This window comes from Marinobacter subterrani, from assembly GCF_001045555.1.
Lineage (GTDB): Bacteria > Pseudomonadota > Gammaproteobacteria > Pseudomonadales > Oleiphilaceae > Marinobacter > Marinobacter subterrani.
Window position 1 is genome coordinate 991290 of the sequence record NZ_LFBU01000001.1, and the last position, 13585, is coordinate 1004874.

The window sequence follows — 13585 nt, forward strand, 5'->3', positions numbered from 1 at the left end:
TTCATCTGGAGGTAACGATGAGCAGTGAGATCCCGGTCAAACAGATTGACCCATCCTCTGACCCCTCCGACAAAAACAACAAATCCGGAAACGTCGAGCTATACGCCAGCCGCAAGAAGATCTACGTCAAGGAAGTGAAAGGCTTCTTCCAGCGGATCCGGAATGTCAGCCTGCTTGCGCTCATGGGCATGTACTTTGCGTTCGTCTGGTTCACTCTGGACGGTCAACCGCTGATTCACTTTGATCTTCCCGCCCGGGAGTTCCACCTCTATGGCATGACGTTCTACCCGAAAGACTTTTTCCTGCTGTCGGGCATGCTGATCATCGCGGCGTTTGGCCTGTTCTTCATTACCACGCTGTTCGGCCGGGTCTGGTGCGGCTACACCTGTCCACAAACGGTCTGGACATTCATCTTCATGTGGGTGGAAGAACGCATTGAAGGCAGCCGAAACAAGCGGATGAAGCTCGACAAGGCGCCCCGCTCGGCCGAGAAAATCTTCAAGAAGTCCGCCAAGCACGCGGTCTGGCTACTGATTGCACTGGCTACCGGGCTGACGTTCGTCGGCTATTTCTATCCTATACGGGAACTACTTGCGGATGTTTTCACCCTTCAGGCCAATGGCTGGGCCTACTTCTGGGTGGGCTTTTTCACCGTGGCCACCTACCTGAACGCAGGCTGGATGCGCGAACAGGTCTGCCTCTACATGTGCCCCTATGCCCGATTCCAGTCGGTCATGTTTGACCCGAACACCCGGGTGGTTTCCTATGACCCCAACCGCGGTGAGCCAAGAGGCGGGCGGAAGAAAGAGGTTGATCCTGCCGAAGTCGGACTGGGCGACTGCATTGACTGCGGCCAATGCGTACAGGTTTGCCCTACGGGCATTGATATTCGTGACGGATTGCAATACGAATGCATCGGCTGCGCACTGTGCATCGATGCCTGCGATGAGATCATGGACAAGATGAATTACCCCAGGGGCCTGATCCGGTATACCACCGAGAACGAACTGGAAGGTAAGCCATCGAAGCTTCTGAGGCCACGTACCTTCGGGTACGGTGCCGTGCTCTCATTGATGATTGCGGCGACCATTTTCATCATTGCCACCCGGGTTCCGGCCCAACTGGATGTATTGCGCGACCGCGGCGCCCTCTACAGCTTCAATGGCGAAGGCCGGATTGAGAACTCCTATACCCTGAAAATTTCCAACATGTCGGAAGTGCCACAGACCTTCTCCCTGTCAGTGAGCGGCATGGAGGACATCCGGATTCTGACTGAAACCAGTGTCACCGTCGAAAGCGGAGAGAACCGGTCATTGCCTACGGTCGTTGACGTGCCGCCGGAGTCCATTGAGGAATCCAATACCGAAATCCTGTTCAGGGCGCATTCGGAGACTGATCCGTCGCTGACCCTTGAAACTGAAAGCCGGTTTGTGGGTCCAACGGACTGATCCATCATGTGGCAACGACTCCAACTTTTTAAGCGAGATAGTGATTTATGACTGATGAAGCACCGGTGAGCCCCTGGTACCGCCAGCCCTGGCTCTGGTTTCTGATCATGTTCCCGGCAGCATCCATCGTTTATTGCAGCATTGCGATTACGATTTCCATGAACATGGACAATTCCCTGGTGACGGACGACTGGTCCAAGCAGGGCCGGGGCATCAACATGTCCATCGCCCGGGATGAGAAGGCGGCAGACCTGGGCATGCAGGCCCAGATCGATTTCGACGAGCGGAACGTCACCATCAATCTGAGCACCGATGATGGCCCTGCGGACTTCCCCTACCTTGTCCTCAACCTGTTTCACCCCACACTTGCGAACCGGGACCGTACCGTCCAGTTCCGGCAGGTTGCCCCGGGCAAGTTCGTGGGTCAGCTCCATGAAGACATCAAGGGCCGCTGGTACTACGATCTTAGGGGGCCGGCCAATGAATGGCGACTGAAAGGCGAAACCTGGCTTCCCTCGAAAAGTGGCATTACGGTCAAAGCTGCGGAGTATGCCCAAGGTTGACCACCACCCCGAATTGCTTTCATTGCGGCGAACCGGCCGACGGTGAGCCGCCCATTACCCTTGAGCTCGGCGGCAAAACCCGCCATTTTTGCTGCCAGGGCTGCAAGGCGGTGTGCCAGACCATCCAGAACGAGGGGCTGACCGGTTTTTACGATTTCCGGACAGAGCCCGCGGTTACCCCGAGGCAGTTGACTGCCCCTGAGGTCTCCCGCTTGAGAGAGATGGATCACCCACTGGTACAGACCTCATTTGTTGCATCGGTGAAAGGCGCCCAGGAGGCCCAGCTACTGATCGGTGGTATTACCTGCGCGGCCTGTATCTGGCTACTGGAAAACCACATGAAGCAGCAACCGGGAGTGGTCTCCTTCTCGGTGAATCACAGCACCCAGCGGGCGAGACTGGTTTGGTCCCGGGATCAGGCGCCACTGAGCGACCTTCTGATCGCCATCCATGAGTTGGGATACACTGCCCGACCCTATCAAGCGGACGAAGCCGAACGGGCGCTCAAGGCGGAGCATCGCTCCATGCTGATCCGCTTGGCAATTGCCGGCATTGGCTCCTTCCAGAGCATGATGCTGGCGTTCCCCCTGTATTTTGAGATGGTCAACGACCTGTCCCCCCAGTTTGTCAGCTTTTTCCGCTGGTTCAGCCTGCTGGTGGCCACGCCGGTGGTTTTCTACAGTGCCGCACCGTTTTTCCGGAATGCCCGGCGTGATGTTCTCAGCCGGCACCTGACAATGGATGTGCCGGTGGCCATAGCCATTGGTCTGGCCTACCTCGCCAGTGCCTGGGTAACGGTCGTTGGTGGCGATGAGGTGTACTTCGAGTCCGTGTGCATGTTCACTTTCTTCCTGCTTCTCGGGCGGTACGTCGAAGTTCAGGCCCGCTACCGCGCAGGCCTCACAGGCAACGCGCTGGCCGGCTTCCAGCCGACAGTTGCCACGCTGGTGACCGGTGATGAGTCGACAATCGTCCCGGCGCATCAGGTAAGGCCGGGGGATATCATCCGTGTGCGACCGGGCGAAACGCTGCCTATTGACGGCGACATTGTCCGTGGCCAGTCCACTCTCAACGAGGCCGCGCTCACCGGCGAGTATCTCCCGGAGACCCGGTATCCCGGGGACCCGGTGCATGCCGGGAGCATCAACGGCGAAAACCCGCTGGATGTCCGGGTCACTAAAGCCGGCGCCCAGACACGCCTTTCGGGCATTCTGCGGGTTCTGGACCGGGTTCAGGCGGAAAAGCCCCGGGTCGCGCGGATGGCTGACCGGATGGCGGGCAAGTTCGTCAGCCGGGTACTCATCCTGGCACCCATCGTCTGGCTTGGCTGGTGGCTGGCCGGCTCGGATAACGCCTTCGACATCACTCTGTCCGTACTCGTCGTGACCTGTCCCTGTGCGTTGTCGCTTGCCACACCCACAGCCATTACCTCGGCGACCGTCAAGCTCCGGCGCCTGGGTTTTCTGCCCACCCGGGGACATACCCTGGAGTCCATGAACACCGTCGACACCGTGGTGTTTGATAAAACCGGCACGCTGACCCGGGGCGAACTGAGCCTGGTGGCAACCGAGGTCATCGGAAACATGGACCAACAAGCCTGCCTGCAGCTCGCAGCGGGGCTGGAGCAATACTCCGAGCACCCCATTGCCAGGGTTTTTCAAAAACGCGCCGCTGCACCTGTCGAGCAGGTTCAGAACCACCTCGGTGGCGGGCTGTCTGGCAGGTTGCAGGATCGCTCACTGTATATCGGCCATCGGGGGTTTGTAGAACAATACATAACGGTGCCATGTCCGGATACCGGGCAACACCGGGGAATGGAAATATGGCTGGCCTCTGATCAGCAATGGCTGGCCTGTTTCAGACTGGACGACCAACCCCGTGACGATGCCCGCTCCGCCATCAAGGCGCTACAGGATGAAGGCATCCGCACCCTGCTTCTGAGCGGGGACCGCTCAGACCACGTCAGCCAGGTTGCCAGCGAGCTCGGGATTGACGAAGCCATCGGCCAGGCCTCCCCGGAGGATAAGCTCGCGGTACTTGAAAAACTGAAGGCCGAGGGGCGTCAGATCATGATGGTGGGCGATGGCCTGAACGACCTCCCCTCCATGGCCGGGGCGGGCATTTCGGTGGCCATGGGATCAGCCGCAGACCTGACTCAGCTCAAGGCAGATGCGGTACTTCTCAACGGCCAGCTGTTACAGTTGGTGGAAGCGCTGAAAACCAGCCGCCAGACCCGCAAGGTTATCCGCCAGAATCTCTGGTGGGCTCTCGTCTATAATGCCTGCGCCCTGCCGCTGGCGGCGGCTGGCCTGGTCCCGCCCTGGCTGGCGGCACTGGGCATGTCAGTCAGCTCATTGGTCGTCGTCCTTAACGCACTGAGGCTGGGTCGGGCACCGGCCCGACAAACTCCGGACCACGGCCTGGTTGGCGCCCGGACGCCAGCTTGATAACGTATCCCTACACTCTCTTTCGCGAGGATCAATCCGTGCAAATTGTGATGTTCCTGGTCCCGCTGATGCTCATACTGGTGGCGCTGGGCATTGGGCTGTTTTCGTGGGCGGTAAAAAATGGCCAGTACGATGACCTTGAGGGTCCGGCCCACCGGATACTCTACGATGACGACAAGGACATGATCCCGGACGAGGCCCGGACTGATAAACCGGCCGATACACCTGGCACCACTCAGCAATCCGATGACCGCGAGGAAACCGGCACGGGAGAGGAGAAGGCCGGAAAAGAATGAGCCCGGAACTATACCTCAGTTATCCGAGTGCTTTTCTGATCGGCCTGCTCGGCAGCACTCATTGCCTGGGCATGTGCGGAGGCATCAGCGCGTCGCTTTCCATGGCCCTGCCGGTCGGCAAGGGTTTCCGGCTGCGGCAGTCTGCCATGCTGCTCGCCTTCAATGCCGGCCGCATCGGCAGCTATGTTCTGATCGCCACCCTGGTAGCGCTGGCCAGCACCTTTGCCGCCAGCCAGTGGGCGCTGGCGGGCCTGGTTCTGCGAACCCTCGCAGGCATTCTGTTGATCTTCATGGGTTTGTCCATGGCCCGGTGGTGGCAGGGTATCCGCTATGTCGAACGGATTGGCGCCCCCGTCTGGGCCCGACTGTCCCCCCTGACCCGGCGTTTACTGCCGGTCAATCATGGCGGCCAGGCGCTGGCCCTGGGTGCTCTGTGGGGCTGGTTGCCCTGTGGACTGGTGTACAGCACCCTCGGCTGGGCAGCATTGCAGCCGACCGTGGGCTCTGCCGCATTGACCATGCTGTTTTTCGGGCTGGGAACCCTGCCGTCAATGCTGGCAACAGGCTATGCCGCAGGCTGGATCCAGGGTTTGAAGACACACCGGCTATTCCGGAAAATCACCGGTGCCCTGCTGATCCTGTTCGGCCTCTGGACGCTGCCCTTCCAGCAACTGGTCGGGCATTTGGGCTGAATCTGGCCGAGAGTCAGATGTTCAGCACATCCAGGCGCCCGAACGTGCCCTCCTCTTGCGGTTCCGCGGTCTGCACCGCCTGACGCTTGCCACCCAGACGCTTTCCCTCCCGAAAATCATAGAGGTTGGTATCCGCCAGATGGGACGGTTCAACATTGCACATGGCCCGGAACATGGTTTCCAGACGCCCCGGGTGCTGCTTGTCCCAGCTCTGGAACATGTCCTTGATCACCTGGCGCTGGAGGTTTTCCTGGGAACCGCAAAGGTTACAGGGAATAATCGGAAAGTTCCTGAGGGCGGCGTATCGCGCGATGTCTTTCTCCCGGCTGAACGCCAGCGGCCGGATCACGGTATTTCGGCCGTCATCGCTGTGCAGAACCGGCGGCATGGATTTCAGTTTGCCACCATAGAACATGTTCAGGAACAGGGTTTCCAGAAGATCGTCCCGATGATGGCCAAGGGCAATCTTGGTGACGCCATGTTCGGCCGCGAAATTATAGAGAATTCCGCGACGTAGACGGGAACACAGGCCGCAGGTGGTCTTCCCTTCAGGCACTTTTTCCTTAACAATGCTATAAGTGTCCTTCTCGATGATGTGGTACTCGATACCCATGGACTCAAGGTATTCGGGCAGCACTTCCTCCGGGAAGCCGGGCTGCTTCTGATCGAGGTTTACAGCGATCAACTCAAACGAAACCGGTGCACTTTTCTGCAGGTTCAGCAGAATGTCCAGCATGGCGTAAGAGTCTTTACCGCCGCTGAGGCAGCACATGACTTTGTCACCGGCTTCAATCATCGAGAAATCGGCAATCGCCTGCCCGACTTCGCGGCGCAGACGTTTCTGCAGCTTGTTCAACTCCAGTTTCTGGCGGCGTTCGCGCTCTGGATCAAGAGACTGTTCGGGACTGGCGATCATTGCTTCGGGCATACCAACGACGTTCACAAGGTAAATGGACGGGGAATTATACGCGTCACAGGCATTCAGGGACAGGATACCGACATGGATAAGTTGCAACCAAAAGAACAGGCGACCGGGAAACGGGCGCAGAACCGCCTACGAAACCGCACGGCCATCCTGGAGGCCGCCCGTGAATGTTTTCGGGAGCGGGGCTATGACAACTCCACCATCCGGGACATTGTTCGCCGCACCAATCTGGCCGCGGGCACCTTCTATAACTACTTTTCAAACAAACAGGAGATCTTTGCCGCCCTGCTTGCCGATTTCCTCACCCGGCTGAACGACAACCTGACCCGCTACCGCCGGGCCGCAGACAACACCCAGGACTTTATCCATTACGCCTACATGGCCCTCTACAGCGCAACCGCCCAGGACCCGCTGGTTTATGAACTCGCCCACCGCAATGACCGGGCACTTCGGGAACTGTTCGGCTCGGATATCCTGGGTCTGGCAATGCGTTCGCTTGACGAAGATGTCCGGGATGCCATGGCGCGAGGGCTTCTCCCGAACGTCGACCATGAGTACCTTTGCGCCGCGTTTTTCGGAGTTGCCTGTGAAACCAGTCTGGCCGTTGCGAAACGCGCCCACAGGAAGCCGGAAAGCGCAGAGGCGGAAGCCTTGCTCGCCACACGATTCTCAACGACACTGTTTCTCGGCGGGCTTCCTCGACTGGAGACACTTCCCTGATGGCCCGGAGTCCCCTACCATTGGGTTCATGACCGATAGCCACTCCAGCATGAGCCCCACATCACCGCAGGCGGCCCACACCGCCGCCCTGATTGAGCAACAGATTCAACACCTGCTTGTTGCTGTGGAACATGAGCTTCGGGGGGCGGCTGCGGGAATGAATGAGCTGGCACTGATCAAGGCTCTTCAGAGGCCGCCGTGGGAGCTGCTCGGAAAGGTCAGTTTCAATGAACCGGAAAAACTTTACCCCGTCCATTTTCTGCTGTTCCACGTACTGTACCGGTTGCGGGACCGGCTCTCTGAAACCGGCGAGAGCCTCAGGATTTCGCCTCTGAATATCCGCCTGGAGGCTCAGCGAGTCATTAGTGGCACGGGGGTACCGGACGGTGTCGATGGCTTGCGGGAATTCTATCTGGACCTTTCCCATTATCGTTTGCCGGAAGACGCAATACACCAGATGATGGACGATTTCTGGGCCGGTCGCTCCGGCAACGGGCCGGCTCAGGCGGAAACCAGAGCCGCCGCCGAGGTGCTGGGGTTCGAGGCCTTGCCGCCGGATTTTTCGTCGGTAAAGCAACGCTTTCGGCGCGCGGTAATGCGAGCGCACCCCGACCGCGGTGGCAGGACGGAAACCATCCAGCGCCTGAACGAGGCATTCGCGGTTCTGAAAGCCCATTTCCGGCACAGCACCTGACCGGTCCCGATAGCGTCGTATTCCAGCCAAGCCAGGAGAGATAATGCCATTCAGAACACTCGTCAGACCGCTCGCCCTCCTTTCAATGATGGTCGCGGCCTTCGCGGCAAGGGCTGACCTTGTTGTGCTCCAGTATCACCATGTAAGCGACTCCACACCGTCAGCAACGTCCACATCGGTCTCACTGTTTGAGGGCCAGTTGGACATGATCTCGGAGCTGGGTCTCGAGGTGGTTGGTCTGCTTGAGGGTACACAACAAACCCTGGCCGGCGAGGCCGGGACTGACAACCGCATTGCCATCACCTTCGACGATGCCTACAAGTCAGTCTACACCGAAGCCGCGCCCCTGCTGGCGTCGACAGGCTATCCTTACACCATCTTCGTCAATACACAGGCGGTCGGCCGCAATGGCTACATGACCTGGGCGCAGATTAAAGAACTGGCCGGGCGTGAGGGTGTGACCATCGCCAACCACAGTGCCGACCACGGCCACCTGGCCAGGAAGCCCGGCGAGGCTGAAAGCGAATGGCAAACCCGCGTCGCCAACAGCCTGGATTCTGCCCAGAAAACCCTCGATAACAAGCTCGGCGCTGCCGCGCCCCTTTTTGCCTATCCCTATGGCGAATTTGACCAGGCGCTCGAACAAGAACTGGTGGCACGGGGGTGGTTTGGATACGGCCAGCAGTCCGGTGCCATCGGGCCAGAATACGCCACAACGCGGCTGCCCCGCTTTCCCATGGCCAACGCCTATGGGCAGTTGAGCAGCCTCGAGACCAAACTTCGCAGCAAGGCCTTTCCCATCGACACCGGGAAACTGCCGGATGGAGTGATTTCCGACAACCCGCCGACCCTGAGCTTCCCGCTGGATTCAGGCATGAGTGCCGGCCGGCTGACCTGCTTCGCCTCGGGTCAGGGCCGGATCGGCTTTGACGTGGTTGACGGGATTGTCAGGGTGAAAGCGTCGGAGCCTTTCAGCAGCAGGCGGTTTCGCTATAACTGCACCCATCCGGCGGGCGGCGGCAGCTACTACTGGCTATCGCAGCAATGGCTGGATCTGAGCAGGCCGGAAGACTGAACAGTCAGTCCTCTACCTGCATCACTCCGATCTCGCCATGCCGTACGTGGGGAATGCTTTGCGGGCCGGAGGGTGTTTCGATGACGGTCTGGCTTTCCAGATCTGACTTGCGGGTGAAAAGCACCATCCAGCGCTCGCCCCGGTCTGGAAAGGCCGGGATCCAGGCTTCCAGATAGCCTCGCTGGTGCCAGCTCTCCGGTTCGAAATCCATCACCAGATCCGTGACCAGACGGATCGGCTCCATGCGCTCGCCAAGAAACACCACCGATGGTACGAATACGCCATTCCGGGCGTAGGAACGCAGCCGGAAAACAAGGCTGCCACCCTTATCCGCAGCCGGAAGCGCCACCAGCTGATAGGGGCTGGCGCCGGTCAGGAATGAATGAACACTAGAGCTTTCGGAGAGTCTGACGCCAAACTCCCGGCCGGATTGCCAGCTCTGGTAGCCCTGAGTCTCCAGAGACTCACAGCAACTGGCGGAAAAACGGGCGAGAAAATCATCGGCAGCCGGCTCAATGCCAAGAATGGCGAACGCATCGGGGTCATATCCGGGCACGGGCGCAGGGGCCACCTGCTGGTCGCCGGCATGATACACACGGGCTTCGGTAATGCGGACGGGCGGCTCAACCAGCCCTTTCTGCTGATCCGTGCGGGTGTCAGGCCGGTAATAACTGACCCGGACATTGCCCTGCGCGTCCCGCCATGTGAAATAGGGTTGCCGTTGGCCGGGGCGAACATAACCGTCCCTGGCCAGTTGTTCGGCGTCCGGGTAATTCTCCAGGGTGTATTCGGTTTCCTCATCAAGTGCTGGTTGCTCGCCTGGCTCGAGAGCCTTTTCGCCAGCGATCTTCCCCTTGCTTTGCCCGTCGGTTCCGACAATCGGTGACGACCGGACCCTGCCCTGCTCGTCCACCCAGGTGAAATACCCCTCCCGCTCAGAGACCGGGGAGCCACCAACCTGGCAGCCGGTGAGCGCTGTGGCAAGCAACAGGCAGAATGCGGATTTCAGGAACATGCTGTTGGTCACTGGGAACACCTACCCTATGGTTTGCGGCGGCTCTCAGAATTTTGTACGGAAACTGAGGCCGGCCATCACCACCCGAAGCGAGGTTTTGACATCCAGGCCTGCATACGGGTTGTAAATGATGTTGGTGATATTGTCACAGTTCAGGTTACAGCTGGTATTCGCAGGGATCGACTCTATCGACTGAAGATAGCTGAGATTCATATCGATCTGGGTATTCTTGTCCCACTGATACCCCATCCCGACACTGTAAAGATTCGCACCGCCAAACGGGGCCATAACCTGGCGCTGATCATCCGGAATTACCGAATCCCGAATTTCCACCCCCGCCCGCAGATCGAGCCGGGAGGAGGCATGAAACTCCATGCCGAACGCCCAGTTCCACTGGCTCTTGAAGCCCAGCGGGAGTCTCAGGGTATTGGGTGTTGCGTTCTCCGGAGACAGGATTCGTGCCGCATTCAGAAACTCCAGGTTCCGGTCGAAACGGAACACGAAGGCGTCCCACTGTTCGTAGTCGGTCCAGCCAATGTCAGCGTTCAGGGTCAGCTTCGGGTGCACATCCACGCTGATGCCGGTCTGGAAATGCTGGGGGTAGACCAGATCCATGCTGACATTGCCGGCCTCCCTGGGGGCACCGGACGGGAGGCTCAGAATGGCGGACGTAATGGCACCCAGTACCGAGCTGTTGACACTCTGCCAGAAGCCCGACCAGTCGTCGGTGTACTGGATTTCGAAGGTGCCCTTCAGGTTCATATCGGCTTCGGACGTGTAACTCGCCCCCCAGCTGAACCACTCCGTCGGCTCCCACATCACACCAAGGGCATAGGTGGGTGATAGAGTGTCCTGAACGTTGACGTTCAGGGCCCCAATATCGTCCCAGGGGCCAACATTCCCGCCACACAGGGCAAGCCAGGGTTGAAGTGGCTCATCACCACTTTCACAGTTGAAGGCGTCCTGCAGCACTTCCGCGACACCCAACAGCATGTTGGGCGCACGCATGTACTGGTCCGCTGCGATCCCCATGTGCGACAGATGGATGCCCGCGCCCACCGACCATTCGTCGTTGATTTCGTACCCGATGGTCGGCGACAGATAGGTGGTCCTTTGCAAGGCAGTCGCCTGAGGCTGGTATCGGCCGGGATCGTCCTTGTCCCGGTAAAAGCCCGCTGCCATGGGCAGGTAGAAAGCGTTGGCAAAGGTCAGCTTCGACCCGGGGGGATTGATGCTGATACCTGCCGATGGCGCGAGAGCGGGCCCCGGTGGCGCGCGCAGAATGCCATAGCCAGGCAGATACAGCGCCACGTTGTTGGTATGGCTGTGGGTATTGGCAACCGGATCCCGCTGCCTGCCGGTGCGGGGGTCAATCTCCAGCCCGTCGATGCCGAAAATCTCGTAACCTTCAGGCGCCATGAAGTTCGCGTCGATATCCAGATAGACGCTCATCAGGTTGACTTCCAGCTGGCGCCCTTCCAGTTTGGTCAGACCCGCCGGGTTGTAATGTATTGCCATGATCCCGGGAGGATCCGCCGTGACCGCATTGCCAAGTGCCAGGGCCTTGGGATGAATGGTCAGGTTCTGCGCCAGCTGGGCCTGGGCACCACACGAGATGGTCGAGGCTAGCAGAACCGCGAGAATCTGCCGGTTGTGGCTGTTCTGTCCCATGGAATCCTTCCCTTCCCGTAAATCGTCAACGACACCAATCACTCTTTGAGACCAGAGAAGTTAATCGGCAGGGATACGCCCAGAGAAAAGTCCGGTGCGTCCTCTGTCAAACCAATGCCGAGGCTGGTGTTTACGATGGTGGTATCGCTGACGCGGGTACCCAGGGACATGCTCAGGAATCCGGACATCTGGTCCTGGGCTACGGCTTTGTCACCGTTGGAGAAGGTCAGCACCGTCTCATCGCTGTAGCTGAACTGGGCCGAGATACTGAGCGAGATGTCGTACGACAGGGAATAGGCAAAGCCGGCCGACCCGGAGAGCCCCAGGCCGGGATCAACGGATTCCAGCAGCCGGGCACCGCGCACCTGCTGTAGGTCTTCTGCTGGCAGATTGTAGGTCGCGCTCACCGAACCAAAGATCACGACGGGATCCAGCACCTTGGACAGGCTGGCCCCGCCACCGACAGAGTAATAGCCACTGCCCGTGGAAAGCTGCTCGTTGATATCGATCTCGAAAGGGCTGACGCCGGTCTTGGTAGACAGTGTGCCGAACAGGGTCGTGGACATCTTGCCGGGAACATAGGCGAAAGGCTGCCAGCGACCTGTAAAGGAAATGTCGCCGAAATCATAGACGCTAAGCTCGTCCTGAGTGTCGTACTTGACCACCAGAGGAATACGGGTACCAACCGTGAGGTTATCCAGCAGGCCGTAATCGTAGGAAAACGAGTTGGTGAAGCTGTGGGTTGCAGACGGCACGACATCGAGGTTCCTGACCGAACCGTTGGTAATGGCCAGGTCCAGCCGCTGATCGCCGGTATAGGAATAGTCGAACGAGTAGTTCAGGGAGTGCGTGCCCTTCTTCTGCAACGAATAATTCTTCTCCGCCGCCTGGAACACTTCCTCAAGTTGCTGGGAAGCGTCCTCGTCGCCTTCCTTTCGGGCCAACGCCTCCCGGGCCTGATCCACACTTCCTTCCTGAGCCAGTACCATGCCCGGAAGCAGGCCTGCCGTCGAAAAGAGGATAAAGCCTCGCACAAACCAACGATTCATCCTGACTCCCTTAATTTTATTTGTAGTGTTCCTGCCGGGGGTCACCCGGAAAATTAGTTACGACGGTAGTGCAACTGCTTTCTGGTGTTCTCGACACTGCCGTCGGGATTGTTTTTCTGCCGTTCCAGAAGATTCTGGATTCGCCGCTGCGTGGACTCGTGAAACGCCGGTATCCGTTCCAGCGCCAGGAGGGTCATTGTCTGGTCATCCACAAAGCGCAGGTCTTCCTCTTTCAGCTCAAGGTTATCGAGGGGCTTGTCACCGCCCGGGAAGACAATGAACAAGACGTTGTCGTCCCACTTTTCCTCGAATTGCGCCAGGGTGAACGAAATATTGCCCACCGAAGGGTCGGCCATGTAGACGCGCCCATCCCGGATCGTCCGCAATACGACAAAGTGTTTGAACCCGGCATGATGAATCGGAACGATTGCCGGATGATCCAGGTCTTTGAGGTCATCGATGGTGGCCCGGAAACCGCCGGACGGATAGCCCAGTGCAGTCACCAGACGTTTCATATCGAGCATGGAGAATGCCCGGCGTTCAACAATCCGCTCGCTTTCACCATAGTGGAGCAGACCTTCCATCACCTGGCGTTCGGACAGCGTGCGCCCCAGATAGAAGTTCAGCACCGTTGTCAGTGCCGCACTGCCGCAACTGTAGTCGTAGGCCTGGCGAACAATATTGCGGAATTTCTGTTCGACCAGGGGCTCAACCCTTACCTCGGAGCGCAGCGTGACAGGACTTGAATCCACATCCTGCTGGATAACCATGGTGCCTTTTTCATAGGGCTCGACCACAGTGGCTTCCTGCACCATGGCGAATGTCAGAATGGATCCAGCGAGCACCAGCAGCATGTCAGACGACGTTCCTGTTTTTGTTGCCCCCGGCATTTACCGGGTTACATGTTGTTACGGTAAGATACCGAAATCCCTGAGCCCTGAAAGATAACTGTGCCTCAAATCTGTCGCTGCGGAAGGGGCCCTCGGAGCG

The 13585-nt window shown here is 58.8% G+C and carries 13 protein-coding genes; 8 read left to right on the forward strand and 5 right to left on the reverse strand.

What is annotated here, in order from left to right:
* Nucleotides 1-17: 17 nt before the first annotated feature.
* Genes ccoG through msub_RS04645 form a run of 5 tightly spaced genes read left to right on the forward strand, consistent with a single transcriptional unit; the run spans nucleotide 18 to nucleotide 5446 of the window.
* The gene (gene ccoG / locus msub_RS04625) at nucleotides 18-1448 is read left to right on the forward strand and encodes a cytochrome c oxidase accessory protein CcoG (protein ID WP_048494928.1); all 1431 of its coding nucleotides are present in this window, start codon (nucleotides 18-20) and stop codon (nucleotides 1446-1448) included.
* Between the two features lie 47 nt (nucleotides 1449-1495).
* A complete protein-coding gene (locus msub_RS04630; protein ID WP_048494929.1) occupies nucleotides 1496-2011 on the forward strand; it encodes a FixH family protein in 516 nt (171 codons plus the stop codon).
* On the forward strand, nucleotides 2008-4458 hold the full coding sequence (locus msub_RS04635; RefSeq protein ID WP_048494930.1) for a heavy metal translocating P-type ATPase: 2451 nt from the start codon (nucleotides 2008-2010) through the stop codon (nucleotides 4456-4458). The genes msub_RS04630 and msub_RS04635 overlap by 4 nt, the downstream gene beginning before the upstream one ends.
* Before the next feature lie 38 nt (nucleotides 4459-4496).
* Nucleotides 4497-4754, forward strand: a complete 258-nt coding sequence (ccoS, locus tag msub_RS04640; RefSeq protein WP_048494931.1) for a cbb3-type cytochrome oxidase assembly protein CcoS — start codon at nucleotides 4497-4499, stop codon at nucleotides 4752-4754.
* The gene (locus msub_RS04645; RefSeq protein ID WP_048494932.1) at nucleotides 4751-5446 is read left to right on the forward strand and encodes a sulfite exporter TauE/SafE family protein; all 696 of its coding nucleotides are present in this window, start codon (nucleotides 4751-4753) and stop codon (nucleotides 5444-5446) included. The genes ccoS and msub_RS04645 overlap by 4 nt, the downstream gene beginning before the upstream one ends.
* A 13-nt stretch (nucleotides 5447-5459) precedes the next feature.
* Here msub_RS04645 and ttcA read toward each other — a convergent pair whose 3' ends face one another.
* Nucleotides 5460-6374: a tRNA 2-thiocytidine(32) synthetase TtcA gene (gene ttcA / locus msub_RS04650; protein ID WP_048494933.1), complete on the reverse strand. Its 915-nt coding sequence runs from the start codon at nucleotides 6372-6374 to the stop codon at nucleotides 5460-5462.
* 72 nt (nucleotides 6375-6446) lie between these two features.
* On the opposite strand from ttcA, the gene msub_RS04655 reads away from it, so the two are divergent.
* Genes msub_RS04655 through msub_RS04665 form a run of 3 tightly spaced genes read left to right on the forward strand, consistent with a single transcriptional unit; the run spans nucleotide 6447 to nucleotide 8860 of the window.
* Nucleotides 6447-7091: a TetR/AcrR family transcriptional regulator gene (locus tag msub_RS04655; protein ID WP_048494934.1), complete on the forward strand. Its 645-nt coding sequence runs from the start codon at nucleotides 6447-6449 to the stop codon at nucleotides 7089-7091.
* Between the two features lie 49 nt (nucleotides 7092-7140).
* Entirely contained in the window at nucleotides 7141-7785 is a 645-nt protein-coding gene (locus tag msub_RS04660) for a DNA-J related domain-containing protein (protein ID WP_227506639.1), read from the forward strand.
* A gap of 43 nt (nucleotides 7786-7828) precedes the next feature.
* Nucleotides 7829-8860 carry a polysaccharide deacetylase family protein gene (locus tag msub_RS04665; protein ID WP_048494936.1) on the forward strand — a complete coding sequence of 344 codons (1032 nt, stop codon included), beginning with the start codon at nucleotides 7829-7831 and terminating at the stop codon, nucleotides 8858-8860.
* 4 nt (nucleotides 8861-8864) lie between these two features.
* Here the strand turns inward: msub_RS04665 and msub_RS04670 are convergent, their stop codons facing one another.
* The 4 genes from msub_RS04670 to msub_RS04685 are packed head-to-tail and all read right to left on the reverse strand — an operon-like array spanning nucleotide 8865 to nucleotide 13449.
* A complete protein-coding gene (locus msub_RS04670; protein ID WP_048496976.1) occupies nucleotides 8865-9875 on the reverse strand; it encodes a MalM family protein in 1011 nt (336 codons plus the stop codon).
* Nucleotides 9876-9920: 45 nt separating this feature from the next.
* Nucleotides 9921-11546: an OmpP1/FadL family transporter gene (locus msub_RS04675; protein ID WP_048494937.1), complete on the reverse strand. Its 1626-nt coding sequence runs from the start codon at nucleotides 11544-11546 to the stop codon at nucleotides 9921-9923.
* Between the two features lie 38 nt (nucleotides 11547-11584).
* A complete protein-coding gene (locus msub_RS04680) occupies nucleotides 11585-12595 on the reverse strand; it encodes a hypothetical protein (RefSeq protein WP_048494938.1) in 1011 nt (336 codons plus the stop codon).
* A gap of 53 nt (nucleotides 12596-12648) precedes the next feature.
* Nucleotides 12649-13449, reverse strand: coding sequence for a C39 family peptidase (locus msub_RS04685; RefSeq protein ID WP_048494939.1), 801 nt, complete (start codon nucleotides 13447-13449; stop codon nucleotides 12649-12651).
* Nucleotides 13450-13585: the final 136 nt, after the last annotated feature.